Genomic DNA, 22,975 nt, shown 5'->3' with positions numbered 1-22,975 from the left:
CGTTATTTCACATACCATTCGCCCGCGTTGCCGCGCGGTTCGAAACATCACACCATGCAAAAGACATCCGTTGTCAAAGGAGTGCGCTTCGACGCTGCCGTGGCGCCACTGGTGTCGCGCATGGAGCTGGTGAACGACCATCGCGAGTCCCTGCAGCGCCTTGCGGACATCTGGGACCAGCTGGCGCTGCTCGGGCAGATGAGCGACAGCGGCACCGACATCGCATCCACGGGCGCCCGCTTCCACGAACTCACCGGCGTGCTGCTCGATTCGCTGGCGCGCAGGCTGCTGCAGGACGCGCTGCGCACCGCGCGGGCCAAGGCCCAGACCGGCATCGACATCCTGGTGCGCAACCTCTATGAGCGCACGGCCGACATCGGCTTCCTCGCAACCGACTCGGCGCTGCGCGATGCCATCGCCGGAGGCGCCCAGGTGCGCCAACGGCTGCGCGCCTACGCGACCAAGTACAGCGTCTATGACGACGTGATCCTTCTAGGCACGGATGGCGCGGTGCTCGCTCGCCTGGACGAGAGCGTTGCCGCTACGGCTGCCGACGGCGAGCTCATGCAGGCCGTGCTGCACTCGGGCGCCCCCTTCGTCGAATCGTTCGGACGCTTCGAACTGCTCGGCGGCCGGCGCGGCCTGCTCTACGGTGCGCCGGTACGGGAGAGCGATGCCGGCGCCGTGATCGGCGCCCTGTGCCTGTCGTTCCGCTTCGACGACGAGATGCGCGCGATCTTCGCCGCGCTGGCCTCGCGCGACGACGCCTCGGTCGTGCTTCTGCTGGACGCTGGCCGCACGGTGATCGCCAGCTCCGACCCGCAACAGGTCCCGGTCGGCGCCGTCCTTCCCCGTGCCAATGCGCTGGGCCATGGCCTGCGCTTCGGGGGCCGCGATTACCTGGCGGCGCAAACGCCGGCAGCGGGCTACCAGGGTTATCGGGGCCCCGGCTGGGATGGCTGCGTCCTGGTGCCCGTGGATCTGGCCTTTCGCGCCGACATCGCAGGCAGCACGAGCGATGCGGCGCTGTCGAGCCGCGTCGTGGCGGCCAGCCGCCTGTTCGGCGAGGAGCTGCAGGCCATTCCGGCGCACGCCAAGAGCATCCAGCGCGGGCTCGAACGCCTGGTGTGGAACGGCCAGGTGCGAATCCGCCACGAGCAGGACGGCCATGCCCCCAATGCGCACTTCGCTGGCGCGCTGCTGGAGCGCGTGACGCGCACCGGCCAGCGCATCAGCGCGGTGTTCGAGCACGCGATCGGCGACCTGCAGCAGTCGGCCGTGGCCTCGGTGCTCGAAGAGGTGCGTGCCTGCTCGGCGCTCGGCATCGACATCATGGACCGCAGCTTCTACGAGCGGGCCAACGACTGCCGCTGGTGGGCCCTGGACAGCAACTTGCAGCGCGCCGCCCGCGAGCGCGACGCGCGGGCCTGCAGCGAAGCGACGGCGGTGCTGGGCCGCATCAACGGCTTGTACACGGTCTATTCCCAGTTGCTGCTGCTTGACCCGCAAGGGCATGTGCTGGCGGCCTCCAACGGCACGCCCGCCACTGCGCCGCTCGTGGCCGCATGGCTTCCGGCCGCGCTGGCCTTGCGCGACGAACAGGCCTTCGTGCGCTCGAGCTTCGCCGCCTCGCCGCTCTACGGCGACCGGCACACCTACGTGTTCGCGGCGCCGGTGCAGGGCGCCGGCGGCAACGCCGGCTGCGTCGCCATCGTGTTCGACAGCGAGCCGCAGATGCAGGCCATGCTGCGCGACGCCCTGCCGGTGGACGCCGAAGGCCGGCCGATGCCGCAGGCACTGGGCCTCTTCGTCGCACGCGGCGGAGCCGTGGTGGCCAGCACCGGCGGAGCCTGGAAAACCGGCACCACGGCCCCCTTCGCGGACCGCCTCGCGCAACTTGCGCGCGGCGCCTCCAGCGGCACGGTGCTCGAGATCGATGGCATGCTGTATGCCGCCGGCATCACCATGTCCTGCGGCTACCGCGAATACGAGAGTGGGGGCACCTGCGGACCGGACGACGTGGCTTGCGTGATCCTCATTGCCCTCTGCGAACGTGCGGCCCAGGATGGCGCGGCAGCGTTGGAACCCTTCGATCCGCCGGCGGGTTCACTCCCCGGCACGGACCGCGTCGCCATCGCCAGCGCGCTCGTCGGCGACCAATGGCTGGGGCTTCCGGCCTCACAGGTGATCGAGGCCGTGGTGGTGCCGCAGGTCGCATCGGTGAGCGGCGTTGCCGCCGGCACGACAGGCATCGCGATGCACGATGGCCAGGCGCTTGCCGTGGTCGATCTGCAACGGCGGCGCGGCCAACCCTCGACGGCTTCGGGCGCCGACCGCCTGCTCGTGGTGTGCAAGACGGCTTCGGGCCAGCGATTCGCGCTGCGGGTCGACGAAGTCGGCACGGTGTTCGACGCGCAGCGATCGGCCCTGCAGGATCTGCCAGCCGCGCTGGCGGCGCATGATCCGCTCGCGACCGCGGTCGTGCGCGGGGGCAATCCCTCGGATCAGCGCATGCTGACCGTCATCTCGGTCGACAAGCTGATTTCGAAGTAGGAGGCGGCTGGCAGACAGCGGCCGCCGGTCGTGCAGACTCCTAGGGCCTGTTAACGCTAGCATTCCGGCTTCGAAGGAGTTCCCCATGTCCGTGGTCTGCGCCGCCTGCAAGACCGAGAACCGCGCCAATGCCATGTTCTGCCGCGGCTGCGCGGCCAAGCTGCCCGGCTTTGCCGCCACCGGGCCGTCCGCGCTCGAAGGCATGAAGCCGGTGCGGACGGCGCCCGCACCGGCGCAGGCCGCGGGCCCGACGCCCGGCATGCTGCCGATCGAGACGCGCGCCTTCTGGATCCGCTTTGCGGTGTTGTCGATCGTGATCACCGCCTGCTTCGGCAGCTGGGTGGCCTATGTGACGCGCAAGCCGCCGGCACCCGCGCCCGCTGCCGTGGCGGCCGCTCCAGCGTCACGCGCGGCACCGGTGCGCGCATCGGCGCCTCCGGCGGCGCCGCTCGATCGCGTGCCCATGGTGCCGTCCGTGCCGGTGCGGACCGTGGAAACGCTCGGCCCGGCCGAGACGATCGTGGAGCCGGGCCCCGTGCGCTCGGAGCCGGAACGCCCCATCGCCTCCTACCAGCCCACCGTCCCGGTCGAGCGGACGGTTCCGCCCCGAAAGATCGTGGCCCGCAACGACGGCAACGGCGGCAACGGCGCCGCCGATCCGCGGCCCGGCTGCGCGCACCTCAACTTCATCGCCGCGGCCCGTTGCGAGGCGGCGCAATGCGCCAAGAGTCCGTTCAACCACCACCCGCATTGCAATGCGGTGCGAGAGCAGACGCGGCGCGACATCGCACGGCGCAACCCGAGCTTCTGAGCCCTACTGCATCTGCCCCAGGTTGCCGATGCGCACCAGCATCTCGGTGAACATCTGCATGTCGGCGTCGAGGTCGGCGACTTCCTTGAACTCCTTGGCGTTGTGCGCGGTGTACTTCTTGCCGGGCATGGCCGGGCCGAAGTTGATCGCGTTGGGCATCAGCTTGGCGGTGGTGCTGCCGGCCGTGGACACCGGCTTGGCTTCGAGGCCGGTGGTGTCGCCGAAGATGTTGAGCAGCGTGGACAGCCACGCGCCCTTGGGGTCGCGCGCCATCCAGTCGCCCTGCTGGTAGTCGATCTCGACCTTGGCCTGGCTCTCGGCCGCCCAGCCCTTGACCCTGGCCGTGATGGCCTGAGTCAGCTTCTCGGGCGTGTTGCCGCGCGGCATGCGCACGTTGGCCGTGACTTCGAGCTTGCCGTCCTTCTCGCGGATCAGGTTGGGCGACATGGTGAGCGGTCCCATGAAATCGTCCTTGTAGCCCACGCCCATCTTCTCGCCGAGATAGTCGGTGCCGTAGAGCGCGTTCAGGTACTTGACGGCCTTCGCATGGTGGTTGTCGTCCAGCGCCACGCCGGACTCCTGCAGGAAGAGCGCAAGGCGCGGGAGGGGATTGACGCCCTCCTCCGGCCGCGAGCCATGGGCCGAGACGCCGACGACCTTGATCTCGATGCTGTCGGCACTTTTCGCGATGTCGATGCCGAACTTGCCGCCCTGGCCTTCGTACTTCTGGATGAAGGCGGCCTTCGCGCCTTCCAACTGCGACGCGGCCCGCGCGAGATCGCCAGCCTTGAGCGTGGCGGTGGCGTTCTGCGGCACCGCGTTGGCGGCCGCTGCGCCGGCCATCGCGGTGATGGCGGTGCGCTTGCCGTCCGATGCTTCGACCGGAAAGAACACCTTGAGGGCGCCCGATCCCTTCTCCGCCACCACCGCCGGGTACTTGCTGTCGAGCACGATGTTGTACTCGGGCAGCGACGTTTTCTCGCGGTAGTACTTCATGGCGTCGCCGCCGGTTTCCTCGGTGGTCTCGATCATGAGGCGGATCGTGCGGTCCAGCGGCAGGCCGCTCTCCTTCACCGTTTTCATTGCATAGAGCACGGCCGCGATCGAGCCCTTGTCGTCGATGGTGCCGCGGCCGTAGAGGTAGTCGCCCACGCGCGTGAGCTTGAAGGGGTCGAGCCGGGTGCCGTCGTCCAGCACCCATTCCGCGAGCACCGCGGGCACCACGTCGGCATGGGTGAGGATGCCAAACTCCTCCTTGCCGCGGCCCGGCAGCTCGACCTCGAAGATCCGGTTGTCGACGTTGCGGTATTGCAGGCCGAAGTCACCCGCCATCTTCTCGACCAGCCGGCCGAACTCGATGATCGCCTTGTTCTCGTGCGGCGGCACGCGGTCGATGCGCACGGTGGGAATCGCCACCATGGTCTCCATGCTCGCGATCACGGCCTTCTGGTTGTGCAGGCGGTTGTAGAGACCGAGCAGGCGGGCGATGTTGACCAGGTCGTCGCCGGCCAGCGGCGCCTTCTTCTCGTAGGCCGCGACGCTGGCCTTGAGCTTCGGCTGGGTCTTGGCGGCCTGCGCGAGGAAGGCGCGGAAGCTCGGCGACGACTTGGCCTGCTGGGCTGCGGCCAGCTGGTCGAGCTCGGGTTTCTTGAGAGTGTCTGCTTGCGCCGGCAGGCCGAGCGCGAGGGCCAGGCCCAGGGACAGGATGGACAAGGAGAGATGCTTCATGGGTGACTCCCGGGGAGGGAAATTCGCTTGGGAGCGGCGAGTCTACAAAGCGCAGTCCGCCCGCGTGGTCAACACATCTCCATGCAGAAGGCTTTGCGCAGGATGGTGGTTGTCGGCGCCCGGCCGGACTCCGAATACTCGGGTTCACATGAATGAAATGTCTATCCGTCACCCAGTCGACGGGACTAGACTTTCCATGCTCGCGCATCGCGAGCGGCACGGAACGCTGGAAGGAGGGTTGTGGCCATGGCTTTCTATCTGACGCGCTTCAGCTACACGCCGGAAACCTGGGCTCGATTGACGAAGAAACCCGAAGACCGTCGCGAAGCTGCACGCAAGTACATCGAGTCGGTCGGCGGGAAGCTGCACGGCTTCTGGTACGCGTTCGGCACCTACGACGGCTACAACCTCTGGGAGGCGCCTGACAACGTCTCGATGGCCGCAGTCGCGATTGCCTTAGGTGCAGGCGGCGCGCTGTCGAAAGTCGAGACGACGCCGCTGCTCACCGTCGAGGAGACCCTGGACGCCCTCGGCCGTGCGCAGGCGGTCGGCTACCGGCCGCCCGGCGCGTAGTTGTCGATGTCAGATCGGCGACAGACCAGGTCCGTAGCGATCCAGCTTGAGGGCTTGCATGAGCGCCACAAAGCGTGGCTCCGAACGCAGGCCCGTCCAGTGGGCATCGCCTTTCAGAAACACCATTCGAGTGTCTCGCAGCACCAACCCCTGTTCCAGTGCAGTGAGAGCCGACCCGACTTCACCCAGCGCCGCATGCAACGATGCAATTGAAGTCGGGGTGACATAGCGCGACTTCGATGCGGTCAAGAGCTGGTTCAGGATCGATCGAGCCTCTTCGGTTTCTCCAAGGCGCGCCAATTGCACGCCCAGCACCGACCAGGACCGGGTGGTGGCATCGGACAGCGCCACCGCGCGCCGGATCGAGGCAATGCCTTGTTCCGGTCGCGCATCGGACATGTGCATCAAGCCCGCTGCGAGATGGGTAAGCCAGAGATCCGGAGAAATATCGAGCGAGCGGTTCAGCCGAATTCGGGCTTCTTCTCGTTGACCGTTTGCCAGCAGAAGGCTTGCTTCCACGGTGTTGTAGACCGGGGACATCGGGTCGAGTGATCGCGCTGTCCGCAAATGGACGAACCCGTCGGCGAGGCGGCCTTGGCTCAGGAGCAGCAGTGCCAGGCCCCAGTGCGCAGTGGCCGTGTTCGGGTTGATGGTCAACCCGCGACGAAATGCATGCTCGGCGCCCACCCAGTCGAAGTCGAACCAGAAGCGGCTGAAGCCGAGACCCGCGTGAGCCTCCGCCAGACTGGGGACCAGCGCGAGCGCATGCTTCAAGGCAGCGTTCGCCGGCTCGAACACCTCGGCAGCCAAACCATCGGAATTCCACAGCTTGCGCCGATGGACCTGGGCCAGTTCCACCCACGCCATCGCATATGCAGGATCGACGCTGAGCGCCTGATTGAGCAACGCCACGCCCTTGTCGACTTCATCGGCCCGGCCTCCCTGCGCCCGCCATCGCGCGGCCAGATAGAGCTGGTAGGCGTCCATGTCGCGCGTGCCACCGATGTCCGCAAGCCGCGCAGGGGTACCCAGCCCCACGCGCAGCACGGGCAGCAATGCCTGCGTCACCAGATTCGAGATCTGATCCTGCACGTCGAATACGCTCGTGAACTTCTCGTCGAACCCGCCGCTCCAGGCGGCGACACCATCGGCGGCATGCAGCAGGCGGGCCGTGGCGCGCACCAGATCGCCGCGTCGCTGCAGCGATCCATCGACGATCCAAGTCACTTCGAGTTCCCTTGCGGCACGCACCGGGTCTTGCATGGGACCGGCGTAGCGCTGCACCGAGCCGGTCGAGCGCACAACCAGCCCGGGTACCGTGGATAGCCTGGCGATCAAACTGTCTGCCATTCCGACTTCAAGCAGCTCGTCCCGGCTTTCTGTCGCCAGTGGCTTGAAGGGCAGTACAGCAAGGGTGGCCGTTGATTGCCCAGCCGGCGGGCGACTCCGGATCCACCAGCCCGCAGCTCCCAATGCTGCGGCCGCAGCCGCTCCCAATGCCAGAAGGATCTGGCGACGTCGGCCGGGAGCCGCATTCGGCAAATCAGGAGCCTCCTCAGGGGCCGGACTCGAAACATTCGCCGTGGATCGTGTGGTGGACCGCCTCGCAACGGGCGCAACAAAACGGAATCCGTGTCGCGGCACGGTCTGGATGAAGCGGCCGCCTTGAGCGTCGTCGCCCATCGCCCGCCTCAAGCCCGCTACTACCTGGCTCAGGTTGTTCTCCTCTACGACCAGGCCAGGCCAGAGGGCCTGCAACAGCGCCTCCTTGTGGAGCAACTCGCCCGGATGCTGGACAAAGAACAGGAGTGCACTGAACAGGCGCGGCGTGAGGTCGACGGACGTGCCGTCGCTGCGCAGCACCCGCCGCTGGGACGGCTGCAGCAGGAACCCGCCGAATTCGTAGTCCTCCTCGTCAATCATGGCCGAATTTCATCCTTTTTCAGGATTCTTTCAAGGCCCGCTTCGTGACGAGCGGACTGCAAGCCGCGATGGTGAAAACCTCTGATCAGCGCCTTGCTGATCAGAGTACCCCCAACTCCTGGAGTCAGTCATGATCAAGCCTCAAGCTCTCTATACAGTCACCCTCGTGAGCGTATCGGTCGCTGCAACCATGTTGATGATCCAAGCCTGCGGCGGTGGGGAAGGCGGTTTCGGAAACGCCTTCGCTGCCGGTGAAAGCAGTCCGAACAGCGCACCGGACCCCATCGTCGGAGTGTGGGAGTCAACGGCCACCGGCAAGGACTGCAACACCGGCGCGGTGCTTGCCGGCTTCAAGGGATTGGCCGTGTTCAATAGCGCAGGCACGGCGTCGTTCGACAATTCCCGCCCTCCTACCTCTCAGGGCTCTGCGTTCGGAACATGGAAGCGCGAGGCCGGCGACAACTACAGCTTGACACTGGTGTTCATGCGCTTCAATCCCGACGGCACGCTCGCCGGCACGCAAAAGGCAAAGGTAGTTCGTACCCTGTCAGCAGATGGCAACAGCTACACAGGCACAGTGGCCGGTCAGATCATCGACACCGCGGGCAATGTGATCTCGTCATACTGCGCAACAGATGCAGGTTCGCGCGTGAGTTGGTGATCGCTGCCGGAAGGTCCTATCGAACCCGCCACAGAAAAGGAAGAAACACATGCCCAGCGCCGAAACACTGGAACGCTTCATCGCCCGCGTCGAAGAGAACGCACATGCCGAAGCCGTCGAGGAGTTCTACGCCCCGAATGCCTCGTTGCAGGAGAACCAGGAAGCGCCGCGCGTCGGCCGCGACGCGGCCGTGGCACGCGAACGCGCCATGCTGGCCAAGGCCTCGTCGATCTCCTCGACCTGCGTGCGCCCGGTGTTCGTGAACGGCGACCGCGTCGTCATCCGCTGGATCTTCCACTTCGAGTGGAAGGACGGCACGGCCACGCACATGGAGGAACTCGCCTACCAGCGCTGGGAGGGCGAACGCATCGCCGAGGAGACCTTCTTCTACGACCCGGCGCAGCGCGTGCCAGTCAAGTCGAAACTCTAGAACGCCGGATTCCTGCGCAGCGCGTAGGAAGCTGCCGACAGACATGCGGCAGTCTCTATGGAAAGTGGGGAACCTTGGTTCAATTCAAGGAGTTCCCCCATGTCCGTGGTCTGCGACGTCTGCAGAACCTCCAACCCCAACAGCGCGATGTTCTGCGACGGCTGCGCCAGCGCGCTGCGAGGCCTCGCGCCCACCGGCTTCTCCGCGATGGAATGGAGCAAGGGGCCGCGCCTGAACGGCTGGCCGATATCGAACAGGGCGCCGCTGCTTGCTGACAGGCAGCCCGGCCAGAAGACCACGGGGTTGCGAACGCGCCTCGGCCTGCTGGCGTTCGCGGTGGGCACCGCCTCGCTGGCGGGATTCCTGTTCCTCCAGCGCGTTCACATCACGTAGAGATCGACGTACTCGTGCACCGGCAGCGCTTCGAGCGCCTGCTGGTCCAGCGAGACGGCGAGGATCGCGTCCTGCTGCTTCTTCGGGAAGCGCCGCGCGAGGTTGGTACGGAACTTGGCTTCCAGCAACGGGATGCCGTCCGCGCGGCGGCGCTTGTGGCCGATCGGGTACTCGACCACCACTTCCTCCAGCGTCTTGCCGTCCTTGAACTCGATCGTGAGCGCGTTCGCGATGCTGCGCTTCTCGGGGTCGTGGTAGTCGCGGGTGAACTGCGGGTCCTCCACGCAGGCGATCCTGTCGCGCAGCGCATCGATGCGCGGATCGGCCGCCACCGCGTCTTCGTAGTCGCCGGCAGTGAGCCGGCCGAAGATCAGCGGCACCGCCACCATGTACTGGATGCAGTGATCGCGATCGGCCGGGTTGTCGAGCGGTCCCTTCTTGTCGATGATGCGGATGCAGGCCTCGTGCGTGCGGATCGTCAGGCGCTCGATCTCCTCCACCGTCCTGCCGGCCTTCTTCAGCTGCGCCTGCAGGGTCATCGCGGCCTCTACCGCCGTCTGGCTGTGGAACTCGGCCGGAAAGCTGATCTTGAACAGCACGTGCTCCATCACGTAAGAGCCGTAGGGCCGCTGGAACTTGAAGGGCTGGCCCTTGAACAGCACGTCGTAGAAGCCCCAGCCCTTGGCCGTCAGCACGCTCGGGTAGCCCATCTCGCCGGTCTTCGCGATCAGCGCCAGGCGCACCGCGCGGCTGGTGGCGTCGCCGGCGGCCCAGCTCTTGCGGCTGCCGGTGTTGGGCGCGTGGCGGTAGGTGCGCAGCGACTGGCCGTCGACCCAGGCCAGCGACACCGCATTGACGATCTCGTCGCGCGAAAGGCCGAGCATCTGCGCCACCACCGCGGTCGAGGCCACCTTGACCAGCACCACGTGGTCGAGCCCGACCTGGTTGAAGCTGTTCTCCAGCGCGATGCAGCCCTGGATCTCGTGCGCCTTGATCATGGCGGTGAGCACGTCCTTCATCGTCAAGGGCTTCTTGCCGGCGGCCACCGCGTTGCGGCTGAGCCAGTCGGCCGTGGCGAGGATGCCGCCCAGGTTGTCACTCGGATGGCCCCATTCAGCCGCGAGCCAAGTGTCGTTGAAGTCGAGCCAGCGGATCATGGCGCCGATGTTGAAGGCCGCCTGCACCGGATCGAGCTGATGCTGCGTGCCCGGCACCCGGGCGCCGTGCGGCACCACCGTGCCGGGCACGACGGGGCCGAGCAGCTTGGTGCAGGCCGGGTACTCGAGCGCCTCGAGGCCGCAGCCCAGCGTGTCGATCAGGCAGTTGCGCGCGGTCTGGTAAGCCAGCGCGCTGGTGATTTCGTAGTCGAGCACGTAGTCGACGATGTCGACGAGCACGCGGTCGGGTTCGGGGCGGATGTTGCTGATGGGGGCGGACATGGTTCCTTCTTCAAACGCGTTCTTCGATCGGCACGAAGCGCAGGTCTTCGGGCCCGGTGTAGTTGGCGCTCGGCCGGATGATCTTGTTGTCGATACGCTGCTCGATGATGTGCGCGGCCCAGCCGCTGGTGCGGGCGATCACGAACAGCGGCGTGAACATCGCGGTGGGCACGCCCATCATGTGGTAGCTCACAGCGCTGAACCAGTCGAGGTTGGGGAACATTTTCTTGGCATCCCACATCACCGTTTCGAGCCGCTCGGCGATGTCGAACATCTTGGTTGACCCAGCCTCCTGCGACAGCTTCTTCGCGACCCGCTTGATGACCTCGCTGCGCGGATCGGCCACCGTGTAGACCGGGTGGCCGAAGCCGATCACCACCTCCTTCGCCTCGACGCGGCGGCGGATGTCGGCCTCGGCCTCGTCGGGCGAGTCGTAGCGCTTCTGGACTTCGAAGGCCACTTCGTTGGCGCCGCCGTGCTTGGGCCCGCGCAATGCGCCGATGGCGCCGGTGATGGCCGAGTACACGTCGGAGCCGGTGCCGGCCACCACGCGCGCGGTGAAGGTGGAGGCGTTGAACTCGTGCTCGGCATACAGGTTGAGCGAAGTGTGCATCGCGCGCTCCCAACTCGCCGTCGGCGCCCTGCCGTGCAGCAGGTGCAGGAAGTGCGCGCCGATCGAGTCGTCGTCGGTCTCGACCTCGATGCGACGCCCCTGCGTCGACCAGTGGTACCAGTAGAGCAGCACGGAGCCGAGCGAGGCCATCAGACGATCCGCGATGTCGCGCGCGCCGGGCGCGCCATGCTCGTCCTTCTCGGGCAGCACGCAGCCGAGCGCCGAGACGCCGGTGCGCATCACGTCCATCGGATGCGCGCTCGCCGGCAGGTGCTCCAGCGCTTCCTTCACGCTGGCCGGCAGGCCGCGCAGCGCCTTGAGCCTGGCCTTGTAGGCGCGCAGCTCGGCGGCGGCGGGCAGCTTGCCGTGCACCAGCAGGTGCGCGATCTCCTCGAATTCGCAGACCTCGGCGATGTCGAGGATGTCGTAGCCGCGGTAGTGCAGGTCGTTGCCGGTGCGACCCACCGTGCACAGCGCCGTGTTGCCGGCGGTCACGCCCGAGAGCGCCACGGACTTCTTGGGCTTGAAGCCAGGCTGCAGGGTTTCTTGCGTCATGCGGGTACTTTCATTTCGTTGAGCGGGTCGTGCGCGGCCTCGGCGATCGGCGACGGCCGGCCTGCCGCGTCGACCGCCACCATCTCGAACACCGCCTCGAGCGCCACCCCGGGCTGGTCTGCGGCCAGGTCGTCGGCGAAACCCGTGACATGGACCGTGAGCGAGCTGCGGCCAACGCGCAGCACCTGCGCATTGAGCGTCAGCACGCTGCCCAGCCGCACCGGCACATGGAACTGCGCATCGCTGCAGCGCGCCATAACCACGTCGCGCCGCGCGAAGCCGCGCGCGGCCAGGAAGGCGGCCTTCGCCATCAGGTGCAGCGCGTTGCCGCCGAACAGCGTGCCGTAGTGGTTGGCATGTTCGGGAAACACCACCTCGGTGAGCTGCGCGTGGCGCTTGCGGGTCGTCATGCTTCGCAATTTACGCAACATCCGTCCCATAATGAAGGACTGAATTAGCGAATGATTGCGAATGCAGCAGCCTCGAGTTGCGAAGTTTGCGAATCCACGGACGATGAAAAAGACCTTCATGGGCGTACGCCTGCGCCGCCTGCGCGAAGAGCGCAACCTGAGCCAGGTGGCGCTGGCGCAGCAGTTGGGCCTCTCGCCCAGCTACCTGAACCAGATCGAGCAGAACCAGCGGCCGCTCACGGTGGCGGTGCTGCTGCGCATCAGCGCCACGCTGGGCGTGGACGTGCAGGCCTTCTCGGACGACGAGGAAGCGCGGCTCATTGCGGGCATGCGCGAAGCGCTGGCCGACAACCCCGGTGGCGAGGCCGTGTCGCTCGCCGAGCTGCGCGAACTCGCCACGCAGATGCCGGCGGTCGGCCGCAGCCTGGTCGCGCTGCACCGCCGCCAGCGCGAGGCGCTGGAGCGCATCGAGGCGATCGCCGGCGTTCTGGGCGACGGCCGCGACGAACTCGCGCAGTTGCGGCCCATGCCTTTCGAGGAGGTGCGCGACTTCTTCTTCGCCCACCAGAACCACATCGCACCGCTCGACGATGCGGCCGAGACGCTGGCCGCAGCGTGGCGGCTGCGCGAAGGCAATCCCGGCGACCGTCTGGCCCGGCGCCTGCTGGAACAACACGACGTGCGCGTGGTGCCGATGGAAAGCTTCGGGCCCGAGGACCAGCGGCGCTACGACCCCGCGACGCGCGTGCTGCGGCTCTCACCCGATCTCGAGCCCGGGCAGTACGCCTTCCAGATGGCCACGCAGCTCGCCTTTCTGGAGATGGACGACGTTCTGCGTCAGCTCGTCGAGGCGGCGGCCTTCACCGGCGACACCGCGCGTGAGCTGGCGCGCATCGGCCTGGCCAACTACTTCGCAGGCGCCCTGCTGCTGCCCTACGGCACCTTCCTCGCGGAGGCCGAGGCGCTGCGCTACGACATCGACTTGCTTGCGCGCCGCTTCGGTGTCGGCTTCGAGACCATCTGCCACCGGCTCAGCACGCTGCAGCGGCCCGATGCGCGCGGCGTGCCCTTCTTCTTCGTGCGAGTCGACCGGGCCGGCAACATCTCCAAGCGCCAGTCGGCCACGCATTTCCACTTCTCGAAGACCGGCGGCACCTGCCCGCTATGGAACGTGTACGAAGCCTTCGCGCAGCCCGGCCGCATCCTGCCGCAGCTCGCGCGCATGCCCGACGGCCGCGTTTACCTGTGGATCGCGCGCACCGTCTCGCGCGGGCACGGCGGCTGGGGCGCGCCGACCAAGACCTTCTCGATCGGCCTGGGCTGCGACATCAGCCACGCGCCGCGGCTGGTGTACTCCAAGGGCCTGGACCTGCGCGACCCCGAGGTGCCGACGCCCATCGGCATGGGCTGCAAAGTCTGCGAACGCGCCGCCTGCCCGCAGCGCGCCTTCCCCTTCCTCGGGCGGCCGCTCGATGTCGACGAGAACCAGAGCCGGTTCGCGCCTTATGCGGTGGCGGAGCTGCGGCCAGCGGGCGCAATCGGGACGAGACAGGGTGCTGGCCGCAGCAAAGCCATATAATTCCTTACCCTTCGTAAGGAGCTCAAGAAATGGCCGTCGCCACAATGACCAGCAAAGGACAGATCACCATGCCGCAGGCCGTGCGCACTGCACTCGGCCTGCGTCCTGGTGCCAAGGTGGATTTTGTCGCCGAGGGTGACGGCTTCAGACTGGTCCCGCTCAAGACCGATGTCTCTGCTCTCAAGGGCCGCTTTGCTGGACGCGTCGCAAAACCCGTCAGCATCAAGGCAATGAACGACGCCATCGGCGAAGCAGCATCGGCTCGGCAACGCAAACCCGGCCGGTAGCCTTACATGATCGGCCTCGACACCAATGTGCTGGTGCGTTACCTCGCGCAAGACGATCCCAGGCAATCCGCGAGCGCCACACGCTTCATCGAAACGCGCCTTAGCGAACGTTCGTCCGGCTTCATCAGTCTGGTTGTGCTGGTCGAACTTTGCTGGGTGCTGGAGCGAATCTACAGCGCGACGCCTAGAGAAATCGGCGAAACCATCAGCGACCTTCTGGAGACGCCACGGTTCCACCTGCAGCAGCGCGAAGTCGTCCAACAAGCCGTTCGCCGCTTTCAAGACAAGAAGGCGGGAAAGGCTGGTTTCGCGGATCTGCTCATCGCACAGATTGCTTTGGACGAAGGCTGCAGCTCGATCGTCAGCTTCGACCGAGGAGCTGTTCGCACGGCGGGCATGACACTGCTCGACTGACTCAAGGTTCAAGCGCCAGTTCCTGGCGCAGCACCTTCGCTGCCGCCACCATGTTCACCAGCGCCGCCTCGGTCTCCGGCCAACCGCGGGTCTTCAGGCCGCAATCGGGGTTGACCCACAGGTTGCCCGGCGGCACCACCGCAGCGGCCTTGCGCATCAGGCGCAGCATTTCGTCGACGGCCGGCACGCGCGGCGAATGGATGTCGTAGACGCCCGGGCCGATCTCGTTCGGGTACTTGAACTCGCCGAAACCGCGCAGCAGCTCCATGTCGGAGCGGCTGGTCTCGATGGTGATGACGTCGGCATCCATCGCCGCGATCTCGGGCAGGATGTCGTTGAATTCCGAGTAGCACATGTGGGTGTGGATCTGCGTGCGGTCGGCCACGCCCGAGGCGCTGATGCGGAAGGCGCGCGTTGCGCTCTCGAGGTAGGCCTTCCAGCCGGCGCGGCGCAGCGGCAGGCCTTCGCGGATGGCCGGCTCGTCGATCTGAATGATGCCGATGTCGGCGCGCTCCAGGTCGACCACCTCGTCGCGGATCGCCCAGGCGATCTGCTCGGTGGTCACGCTGCGCGGCTGGTCGTCGCGCACGAAGGACCATTGCAGGATGGTGACCGGCCCGGTCAGCATGCCCTTCATGGGCCGCGCCGTGAGGCTTTGCGCATAGACGGTCCATTCGATCGTCATCGGCGCCGGGCGCGCGACGTCGCCGTAGATGACGGGCGGCTTGACGCAGCGCGAACCGTAGGACTGCACCCAGCCGTTGGCGGTGAAGGCGAAGCCGTCGAGCTGCTCGCCGAAGTACTCGACCATGTCGTTGCGCTCGGCCTCGCCGTGCACCAGCACGTCGATGTCCAGTTCTTCCTGCTTGCGCACCGCGAGCGCGATCTCGGCGCGCATCTTCTCGCGGTAGCCTGCGGCATCGAGCGCGCCGCGCTTGAAGGCGGCGCGCGCGGTGCGGATCTCGACCGTCTGCGGAAAGGAGCCGATGGTGGTGGTCGGCAGCGACGGCAGCGTGAAGCGCACGCGCTGTACGGCCTGGCGCACGGCGAAGGGCGAGGCACGGCTGTCGTCGCCCGCCACGCGGCGCGCGAGGCGCAATGCGACGTCGGCGCGGTGCACGCGCGGGCTGGCGCGGCGGGCAGCCACGGCGGCGCGGGCTGCCGAAAGCGCGTCCTGCACTTCGGCCTCCTTGCCGTCGAGCACGGCGCGCAGCATGCGCAGCTCGTCCAGCTTCTCCACCGCGAAGGCGAGCCAGCTCTTCAGTTCGACATCGAGCTTGTTCTCCGCCGCGAGGCTGAAAGGCACGTGCAGCAGCGAGCACGAAGGCGCGATCCACAACTCGCCCTGGTGCTTGTCCGCCACGGGCCGCAGGCGCGCGAGCGCGGCATCGGGATCGGCGCGCCAGATGTTGCGGCCGTCGACGATGCCGATCGACAGCACCTTGTGCGCCGGCAGCCAGTCGGCCACGCCGGTGAGCTCGTCGGGCGCGCGCACCGCATCGACGTGCAGGCCGGCCACCGGCAGTTGGCAGGCCAGGCGCAAGTTGTCCGAGAGCGGCGAGAAGTAGGTGGCAAGCAGCAGCTTCGGCGCTCGGCGCGCGAGCTGCCAGTAGCTGCGCTCGAAGGCATGGCGCCAGGCGTCGGGCAGGTCCAGGCCGAGGATGGGCTCGTCGATCTGCACCCATTCGACGCCCTGCGCCTTGAGGCGCGCGAGCACCTGTTCGTACACTGGCAACAGCGATTCGAGCAGCGTGAAGCGGTCGAAGCCGGCCTCCTTCTCCTTGCCGAGCCAGAGAAAGCTCAGCGGCCCGAGCAGCACCGCCTTGACTGCATGGCCGGCCTTCTGCGCCTCGGCCACCTCGTCGAACAGGCGGACCGATTGCAGGCTGAAGCGCGTCGCCGGCGAGAACTCGGGCACGAGGTAGTGGTAGTTGGTGTCGAACCACTTGGTCATCTCGAGCGCGAAAGTGCCGTGCTCGGCGTGCGCGCAGCCGTGATCGTGCACCTCGTCGGCCACGCCGCGCGCCATGGAGAAATAGCGCGAGAGCTCGGGCTCGTCGCCCCGGAAGTCGAAACGCGCCGGCTCGCAGCCCAGCAGCTGGATGTGGTTGGCCACGTGATCGTAGAAGGCGAAGTCGCCCACCGTCACGAAGTCGAGGCCGGCGTCGCGCTGGGCCTGCCAGTGGCGCGCACGCAGCTCGCGGCCGACGGCTTCGAGCGCATCGCGGTCGATCTCGCCGCGCCAGTGTTGTTCGAGAGCGAGCTTGAGTTCGCGTTGTGCGCCCATGCGCGGAAGGCCGAGAGTATGGATACGTGTCATCCCACGATGGTCGGCGTTCCTCGCCTATGATTCAAACGAAAGCTTTTGCCAGTCAACTTGAATTTCATTCATGGCCCAATCCATCCTCGAGATCCGCCACCTGCGCACCCTGGTGGCGCTGCGCGACACCGGCAGCCTGGTGCGCGCCGCCCAGCTGCTCAACCTCACGCAGTCGGCGCTGTCCCATCAGGTCAAGCTGCTCGAAGACCGTTACGGCGCGGCCTTGTTCGAGCGCAAGTCGGTGCCGCCGCAGTTCAGCGGCGCCGGCCTGCGCCTGCTGCAGCTTGCCGATGCCGCGTTGCCGCTGGTCGAGGAGGCGGAGCGCGACGTGTCGCGCCTGGCGCAGGGCGGCGCCGGCCAGCTTCGCATCGTGGTCGAGTGCCACACCTGCTTCGACTGGCTGATGCCGGCGATGGACGCGTTTCGCAACCGCTGGCCCGAGATCGAGCTCGACATCGTCTCGGGCTTCCATCCCGACCCGATCGCGCTGGTGCTGCAGAAACGCGCCGAGGTGGCCATCGTTTCCGAGCAGGACCCGGACGAAACCGTCGACTACCACCCCCTCTTCCGCTTCGAGATCATGGCCCTGCTGGCCAACGAGCATCCGCTCACGGCAAAGACGCATCTCACGGCCCGCCACTTCGCCGACCAGACGCTGATCACCTACCCGGTGCCCGACGACATGCTCGACATCGTGCGTCAGGTGCTGGCGCCGGCCGGCGTCGAGCCGGCGCAGCGCCGCACCACCGAGCTCACGGTCGCGATGCTGCAGCTGGTGGCCAGCGGCCGCGGGATCGCGGCGCTGCCGCTGTGGGCGGTGCAGGGCTACCTGGACCGCGGCTACGTCACCGCCCGGCCCGTGGGCCGCAAGGGATTGACCGGCGAGCTGCACATGGCCTGCACCGCATCGACCTCGGCTCGGCCCTGGCTGGAGGATTTTGTTCGCATCACGCGCGAGAGCTGCTTCAAGAGCCTGCCGGGGATCGAGCTGCTCTGAGGATGCTCAGGCGACCAGCGTCATCGGCCCGCGGTGCCCGACCAGTTCGAGCACGCGCTCGCCCGACACGGTCTCGTGGGCGAGCAGTTCGTCCGTGAGTTCGTCGAGCGCGCGGCGGTGCGTGCGCATGATCTGCTGGCATTTCACGTTGAGTCCTTCGAGCAGCAGGCTGGCCTGGCGCACCGCGGCCGAGACCTGCCGCGATGCGTGCTGCGCCGGCAGCGCGCCCAGGCTGAACAGCGCGCCGTCTTCGCCGAAGCCGTAGCGCCCGACCATGTCGAGCGCCAGCTTCGAGGCTTGCTGCAGGTCGTGGCTGGCGCCGCTCGATGCTTCCTCGAACACGGCCAGCTCGGCATTGCGGCCACCCAGCAGCATCTGGATGTGCTTTTCCATGTCGCTCTTCAACACCAGCGTCATGTCTTCTTCCTGCGTCACGAGCGTGGCGCCCAGCGACCCGCCGCGCGGCAGGATGGTGACCTTCTCGACCTTGCCGTAGCCCAGCACGACGGAGACGAGCGCGTGGCCGGCCTCGTGCACCGCGATGTAGCGACGCTCGCGCTCGCCGAGCGCACGCTGCGCGCCGTTGAGCTCGCCGATGCGGGTGGTCTCGATGGCTTCCATCAGGTGGCCCATCGACACCGCCTCCGCGTTCGCGCGCGCCGCCACGAGGGCCGCATGGTTGACGACGTGCGCGATGGTCGCCGGCGACAGCCCGGTGGTCAGGCGGGCCAGCTGCTCGTAGTCCACCTCGCCGGCGAGGCGCAGCTTGGCGGCATAGAGCCGGAAGATGGCGGCACGGTCGCGCACGTCCGGCAGCTTGACGTTCACGCGGCGATCGAAGCGCCCTTCGCGCAGCAGCGCCTCGTCGAGGTTGTCGACCAGGTTGGTGGCACCGACGACGATGACGCCCTCGTTGGCCTCGAAGCCGTCCATCTCGACCAGCAACTGGTTGATGATGCGGTTGCCCTCCGATTCCGCCGGTCCCGAGCCGCCGGCGCTGCGCCTCGAGATGCCGTCGATCTCGTCGATGAAGAGGATGCAGGGCGCGTTCTTGCGTGCGGTCTCGAAGAGCTTCTTGACCTTCTGCACGCCGACGCCATAGAACTTGGAAGTGAACTCGCTGCCGTTGGTGGCGATGAAGCGGGCGCCGCACTCGCCGGCAAGCGCCTTGGCGAGCAGCGTCTTGCCGACACCGGGTCCGCCGAGCATGAGCACGCCGCAGGGCGGTCGCGCGCCGAGCGCGCTGAAGCGCTTCGGGTTCTTCAGGTAGTCGACGATGTCCTGCAGCGCGTTCTTGGCCTCACCGGCGCCGATGACGTCGTCGAAGCGCAGGCCGGTCGGCTTCTCGACCAGCTTGGCGCTTGCACCGATGCTGTCGCGCATCATGTAGACAAGGACCGCGACGAGCAGGATGGGGAGGAACACCCCCACCAGATCGCGCGCCGCACTCAGCGTGCGGTCGTCTGCGGCAGGTGCGCCGACCGTGGTGTCCGGCAGCACGACCAGCTGGAACGATTTCGAATCGCCGGCCTTCGCCGCCTCGCCGACGACCAGTGCGGCGAAGGAGCCTCGGCCGTCGACCACGAAGTAGCGCTCTCCGACGGTCGTGGACACGAGGATGGCATTGGCCGCGATGCCGACAGTGCGGACCGCGCCGGCGCGCAGGTCGCGCATCAGTTCGGAGCCGTCCTTCTCGGTGGCGGTCCAGTCGGCCGGCGACGTGCGCATCTGCTGCGCGGCGCCGCCGAGCTGATGAAGCTGCGGCGTTTCGCGCAGCGCCAGGTACAGGGCGGCGATGGCCAAGGCGCCTAGGAAGGCGGCGAAAGCAAATCGAGCCACGCCCGATCGAACAAGTCTGTGGAGCTGCTTCATGGACGGCGGACGGGGCGCGGCATCCGACGATGGTAGGCAGCCCGGCAGCAATCGACACCGCCACAGCGGCGGCGGCGCAGCTTAAACACCGCTTGCGTGGAGTACTTCGCGGCCGGCCCGGCACCGGCGTTGCGCGCTCGCGTCAGCGCGGGCGGCGCAGCACCCTATTTCTTCTGCACCAGCTTGATCACACTCGAAAAATCGAGCGCTCCATTCCCAGCCAGGCTGTGCGCGGCATACAGATTGCGCGCCAGCCCGCCGAGCGGCGTGGCGGCGCGCACCGCGGCGGCGTTCTCCTGCGCGAGGCCCAGGTCCTTGAGCATCAGGTCAGTGCCGAAGCCGCCGGCATAGCCCTTGGAGGCCGGCGCGTTTTCCATCACGCCGGGCAGCGGGTTGTATTTTTCGAGCGCCCAGTTGCCGCCCGAGCTGCGCCGCATGATCTCCGACAGCACCTTGGGATCGAGCCCGTTGGCCACGCCGAGCGCGATCGCCTCGGAGGTGCCGATCATCAGGATGCCGAGCAGCATGTTGTTGCAGATCTTGGCCGTCTGGCCCGCGCCCGCCTCGCCGGCGTGGAAGATGTTGGCGCCCATCTTCTCCAACACCGGGCGCGCGCGTTCGAGGTCCGCCGACGAACCACCGACCATGAAGGTCAGCGTGCCCGCGATCGCGCCGCCGGTGCCGCCGGACACGGGCGCATCGATCACGGCCACGCCGCGCTTCGCGCCCGCTTCCGCCACCTTGCGCGAAGTTGCCGCGGCGATGGTGCTGCTGTCGATCACCAGCGTGCCGGCCGCGATCTTCTCCATCAGGCCGGGCTGGCCGTCGCTGCCGAGGTAGAGCGACTCCACATGCTGGCTTGCAGGCAGCATGCTGATCACCACCTCGGCGCCGGCGAGCGCGTCCACCGCCGACTTGGCGATCGGCAGTCCCTCGGCGCCGAGCTTCTTGCAGGCCTCGGCCGAAAGGTCGAAAGCGCTGAGTGCGTGGCCGGCCTTGTGCAGGTTGAGGGCCATCGGGCCGCCCATGTTGCCCAGGCCGATGAATGCGATCTTCATGTGTGTCTCCGTTTTGTGCTCTTCCCACCCGTTCGGGCTGAGCTTGTCGAAGGGCTCAGGGTGAACGGAGTCGGGGGTTGTTGTCATTCGCTCACACGAGCCCGGCGAGTTCCGGCGCCATCTCGCCGCGGACCTTCAGGTGATCTTCAATGAAGGCTGGCGTGATGTCGTCCAGCGTGGCCGGGTTCCACTTCGGATTGCGGTCCTTGTCGATCAGCACGGCGCGGATGCCCTCGGCAAAGTCCTTGTGCGCGCAGAAGCCCAGCGAGGACCAGTACTCGAGCCGGAAGACTTCGGCCAGCGACATGCGGTGCACGCGCTGCCAGAGTTCGAAGCTGAGCGCCGCCGAGCTCGGCGCGCCCTTGGCGAAGGTCTTTGCCGCGGTCTGCAGCCAAGGGTCGTCGCTTTGCAACGCGCGCAGCCGCTTGGCGATGTCGCCCAGGTCGTCGCCGGCCATCAAGGCGTTGATGGTGTCGAAATGCTCGCGCACCTTGGAAGGCGGCAGTTCGGTGCCTTCGCCCGCACGCAGCAGGATGCGCGAGAGCGCGGCGCGATCGGCCTTGGCCTCGCCGGTCCATGTGCCTGCGGCGATCTCGTCCAGCACCTGCGCCTTGCGCTCGTGCGGCACCAGCAGGTCGGCCAGGCCGCAGAAGATGGCATCGGCTGCATTGAGGTGGGCCCCGGAGAGCGCGAGGAACAAGCCCACGCGCCCCGGCATGCGGCGCAGGAACCAGCTCCCGCCCACGTCGGGGTAGAGGCCGATGCTGATCTCGGGCATCGCGAGGCGGCTCTGGGCCGTGGCCACGCGGTGCGAGGCACCCGCCATGAGCCCGATGCCGCCGCCCATCACGATGCCGTGTCCCCAGCACAGGACGGGCTTGGGAAAGGTGTGGATCAGGTAGTCGAGCTCGTACTCCTCGGCGAAGAAACGCTCGGCGTAGGGGTTGCGTTCGGGTCCGCATTCCAGCAGCGTCTGGTAGAGCTGGCGCAGGTCGCCGCCGGCGCAGAAGGCCTTCTCGCCCGCGGCCTGCAGCAGCACGCCGGCAACGCCCGCATCCTGCGCCCACTCGCGCAGCTTCGGCGTGAGCAGCCGCACCATCGCGACCGAAAGCGCGTTGAGCGCCGCCGGCGTGTTGAGCGTCGCCATGCCGAAGCGCCGGCCGCCGGTCGTTTGGATCTCGTCGAACAGGACCACTTCATCGCTCATCGGATATCACTCTCGCCTTCCAGCAATTTGCGCGCGATGATCACGCGCATGATTTCGTTGGTGCCTTCGAGGATCTGGTGCACGCGCGTGTCGCGCACCAGCCGCTCCAGCGGGAACTCGCTCAAATAGCCGTAGCCGCCGTGCAGCTGCAGCGCGTCGTTGCAGACGTTGAAGCCGACGTCGGTCGCAAAGCGCTTGGCCATCGCGCAATAGGTGCTCGCATCGGCATGCCCGGCGTCGAGCCTGCTCGCGGCCAGCCTCACCATCTGGCGCGCGGCCACCAGTTCGGTCGCCATGTCGGCCAGCTTGAACTGCAGCGCCTGGAAGCTCGCGAGCGGCTTTCCGAACTGGCTGCGTTCGTGCAGGTAGCGGCGCGACGCGTCGAGCGCGCCCTGCGCCGCGCCGACCGAGCAGGTCGCGATGTTGATGCGGCCGCCGTCCAGCCCCTTCATCGCGATGCGAAAGCCCTCGCCTTCGCTGCCGAGCAGGTGGGCGGCGGGCACGCGCACGTTGTCGAAGTTGATGGTGCGCGTGGGCTGGCTGTTCCAGCCCATCTTGTGCTCTTTTTTGCCGTAGCTGATGCCGGGCGCATCGGCAGGCACCGCGAAGGCCGAGATGCCGCCCGCACCGCCGCCACCGGTGCGCGCCATCAGCACCAGCACGTCGGTCGAGCCGGCGCCCGAAATGAAGGCCTTGCCGCCGTTGACGACGTACTCGGCGCCTTGCAACTCGGCGCGCGTCTTCAGCGAGCCGGCGTCCGAGCCGGCGCCCGGTTCGGTCAGGCAGTACGAGGCCAGCTTGCGCCCGCTCGTGAGATCGGCGCCCCATTGCTCGCGCACGGCGGGCCCGCCCCAGGTGCCGAGCATCCAGGTCGCCATGTTGTGGATCGTGATGAAGGCCGTGGTCGACGGATCGACCGCGGCCATCTCCTCGAACACCAGCGTGGCGTCAAGGCGCGGCAGCGCCAGGCCCTCGATGCTTTCGGGCGCATAGAGGCCGCAGAAGCCGAGCTCGCCCGCCTTCGCGATCGCCTCTTTCGGGAAGATGCCTTCGGCGTCCCAGCGCGCGGCATGCGGCGCGAATTCGGCCGATGCGAATTCGCGCGCGGTCTGCGCAAAGGCCCGCTGCTCTTCGGAGAGTTCGAAGTCCATG

General features: G+C 67.4%; 20 protein-coding genes. 10 read left to right on the top strand and 10 right to left on the bottom strand.

From position 1 onward, the window contains the following. The first annotated feature begins 54 nt into the window (after positions 1–54). Positions 55–2,553 (top strand): chemotaxis protein CheW, encoded by a 2,499-nt coding sequence (locus tag ACSQ9A_RS11280; protein WP_436303710.1) that lies wholly within the window; start codon positions 55–57, stop codon positions 2,551–2,553. A gap of 85 nt (positions 2,554–2,638) precedes the next feature. Continuing rightward, positions 2,639–3,364 (top strand): hypothetical protein, encoded by a 726-nt coding sequence (locus ACSQ9A_RS11275; protein WP_436303709.1) that lies wholly within the window; start codon positions 2,639–2,641, stop codon positions 3,362–3,364. Between the two features lie 3 nt (positions 3,365–3,367). On the opposite strand, the gene ACSQ9A_RS11270 is transcribed toward ACSQ9A_RS11275, so the two are convergent. After that, complete coding sequence (locus ACSQ9A_RS11270) at positions 3,368–5,092, bottom strand: dipeptidase (RefSeq protein ID WP_436303708.1); 1,725 nt, start codon at positions 5,090–5,092, stop codon at positions 3,368–3,370. A gap of 246 nt (positions 5,093–5,338) precedes the next feature. Between ACSQ9A_RS11270 and ACSQ9A_RS11265 the strand changes: the two genes are divergently transcribed. Beyond that, positions 5,339–5,665, top strand: coding sequence for a GYD domain-containing protein (locus ACSQ9A_RS11265; RefSeq protein ID WP_093109315.1), 327 nt, complete (start codon positions 5,339–5,341; stop codon positions 5,663–5,665). Between the two features lie 9 nt (positions 5,666–5,674). On the opposite strand, the gene ACSQ9A_RS11260 is transcribed toward ACSQ9A_RS11265, so the two are convergent. Next, positions 5,675–7,588 carry a winged helix-turn-helix domain-containing protein gene (locus ACSQ9A_RS11260; RefSeq protein WP_436303707.1) on the bottom strand — a complete coding sequence of 638 codons (1,914 nt, stop codon included), beginning with the start codon at positions 7,586–7,588 and terminating at the stop codon, positions 5,675–5,677. A 130-nt stretch (positions 7,589–7,718) separates the two neighbouring features. On the opposite strand from ACSQ9A_RS11260, the gene ACSQ9A_RS11255 reads away from it, so the two are divergent. From ACSQ9A_RS11255 to ACSQ9A_RS11245, 3 genes are all read left to right on the top strand, one after another. Next, positions 7,719–8,249 (top strand): hypothetical protein, encoded by a 531-nt coding sequence (locus ACSQ9A_RS11255; protein ID WP_436303706.1) that lies wholly within the window; start codon positions 7,719–7,721, stop codon positions 8,247–8,249. A 49-nt stretch (positions 8,250–8,298) separates the two neighbouring features. Beyond that, positions 8,299–8,679 carry a nuclear transport factor 2 family protein gene (locus ACSQ9A_RS11250; protein WP_436303705.1) on the top strand — a complete coding sequence of 127 codons (381 nt, stop codon included), beginning with the start codon at positions 8,299–8,301 and terminating at the stop codon, positions 8,677–8,679. Between the two features lie 99 nt (positions 8,680–8,778). Next, complete coding sequence (locus ACSQ9A_RS11245; RefSeq protein ID WP_436292430.1) at positions 8,779–9,072, top strand: hypothetical protein; 294 nt, start codon at positions 8,779–8,781, stop codon at positions 9,070–9,072. On the opposite strand, the gene ACSQ9A_RS11240 is transcribed toward ACSQ9A_RS11245, so the two are convergent. From ACSQ9A_RS11240 to ACSQ9A_RS11230, 3 genes are read right to left on the bottom strand one after another with little or no spacing between them, the layout of a single operon-like run. Beyond that, positions 9,060–10,511 carry a bifunctional 2-methylcitrate dehydratase/aconitate hydratase gene (locus tag ACSQ9A_RS11240; RefSeq protein ID WP_436303704.1) on the bottom strand — a complete coding sequence of 484 codons (1,452 nt, stop codon included), beginning with the start codon at positions 10,509–10,511 and terminating at the stop codon, positions 9,060–9,062. The two genes, ACSQ9A_RS11245 and ACSQ9A_RS11240, sit on opposite strands and share 13 nt — an antisense overlap. Before the next feature lie 10 nt (positions 10,512–10,521). Next, positions 10,522–11,679, bottom strand: coding sequence for a bifunctional 2-methylcitrate synthase/citrate synthase (prpC, locus tag ACSQ9A_RS11235; RefSeq protein WP_436303703.1), 1,158 nt, complete (start codon positions 11,677–11,679; stop codon positions 10,522–10,524). Further along, positions 11,676–12,089 (bottom strand): acyl-CoA thioesterase, encoded by a 414-nt coding sequence (locus tag ACSQ9A_RS11230; RefSeq protein ID WP_436303702.1) that lies wholly within the window; start codon positions 12,087–12,089, stop codon positions 11,676–11,678. The genes prpC and ACSQ9A_RS11230 overlap by 4 nt, the downstream gene beginning before the upstream one ends. A gap of 103 nt (positions 12,090–12,192) precedes the next feature. On the opposite strand from ACSQ9A_RS11230, the gene ACSQ9A_RS11225 reads away from it, so the two are divergent. Genes ACSQ9A_RS11225 through ACSQ9A_RS11215 form a run of 3 tightly spaced genes read left to right on the top strand, consistent with a single transcriptional unit; the run spans position 12,193 to position 14,369 of the window. Beyond that, complete coding sequence (locus ACSQ9A_RS11225) at positions 12,193–13,668, top strand: short-chain fatty acyl-CoA regulator family protein (RefSeq protein ID WP_436303701.1); 1,476 nt, start codon at positions 12,193–12,195, stop codon at positions 13,666–13,668. A gap of 29 nt (positions 13,669–13,697) precedes the next feature. Beyond that, positions 13,698–13,955 carry an AbrB/MazE/SpoVT family DNA-binding domain-containing protein gene (locus ACSQ9A_RS11220; RefSeq protein ID WP_093109324.1) on the top strand — a complete coding sequence of 86 codons (258 nt, stop codon included), beginning with the start codon at positions 13,698–13,700 and terminating at the stop codon, positions 13,953–13,955. A 6-nt stretch (positions 13,956–13,961) separates the two neighbouring features. After that, positions 13,962–14,369, top strand: a complete 408-nt coding sequence (locus tag ACSQ9A_RS11215) for a PIN domain-containing protein (RefSeq protein WP_436303700.1) — start codon at positions 13,962–13,964, stop codon at positions 14,367–14,369. A 1-nt stretch (position 14,370) separates the two neighbouring features. Here ACSQ9A_RS11215 and metE read toward each other — a convergent pair whose 3' ends face one another. Beyond that, positions 14,371–16,689 (bottom strand): 5-methyltetrahydropteroyltriglutamate--homocysteine S-methyltransferase, encoded by a 2,319-nt coding sequence (gene metE, locus ACSQ9A_RS11210; RefSeq protein WP_436303699.1) that lies wholly within the window; start codon positions 16,687–16,689, stop codon positions 14,371–14,373. Positions 16,690–16,759: 70 nt separating this feature from the next. Between metE and ACSQ9A_RS11205 the strand changes: the two genes are divergently transcribed. Beyond that, positions 16,760–17,686 carry a LysR family transcriptional regulator gene (locus ACSQ9A_RS11205; protein ID WP_093109327.1) on the top strand — a complete coding sequence of 309 codons (927 nt, stop codon included), beginning with the start codon at positions 16,760–16,762 and terminating at the stop codon, positions 17,684–17,686. Between the two features lie 6 nt (positions 17,687–17,692). Here ACSQ9A_RS11205 and ACSQ9A_RS11200 read toward each other — a convergent pair whose 3' ends face one another. From ACSQ9A_RS11200 to ACSQ9A_RS11185, 4 genes are all read right to left on the bottom strand, one after another. Next, positions 17,693–19,558: an ATP-dependent metallopeptidase FtsH/Yme1/Tma family protein gene (locus ACSQ9A_RS11200; protein WP_436303698.1), complete on the bottom strand. Its 1,866-nt coding sequence runs from the start codon at positions 19,556–19,558 to the stop codon at positions 17,693–17,695. A gap of 164 nt (positions 19,559–19,722) precedes the next feature. After that, on the bottom strand, positions 19,723–20,616 hold the full coding sequence (gene mmsB, locus ACSQ9A_RS11195; RefSeq protein WP_436303697.1) for a 3-hydroxyisobutyrate dehydrogenase: 894 nt from the start codon (positions 20,614–20,616) through the stop codon (positions 19,723–19,725). A gap of 91 nt (positions 20,617–20,707) precedes the next feature. After that, on the bottom strand, positions 20,708–21,823 hold the full coding sequence (locus ACSQ9A_RS11190; RefSeq protein ID WP_436303696.1) for an enoyl-CoA hydratase/isomerase family protein: 1,116 nt from the start codon (positions 21,821–21,823) through the stop codon (positions 20,708–20,710). Continuing rightward, a complete protein-coding gene (locus tag ACSQ9A_RS11185; protein WP_436303695.1) occupies positions 21,820–22,974 on the bottom strand; it encodes an acyl-CoA dehydrogenase family protein in 1,155 nt (384 codons plus the stop codon). The genes ACSQ9A_RS11190 and ACSQ9A_RS11185 overlap by 4 nt, the downstream gene beginning before the upstream one ends. Position 22,975 lies beyond the last annotated feature (1 nt).

Source organism: Variovorax sp. LjRoot290 (assembly GCF_964253985.1).
Taxonomy (GTDB): domain Bacteria; phylum Pseudomonadota; class Gammaproteobacteria; order Burkholderiales; family Burkholderiaceae_C; genus Variovorax.
The sequence above is the reverse complement of the archived record's forward strand: the minus strand, read 5'-3'. Positions and strand labels throughout refer to the sequence as shown.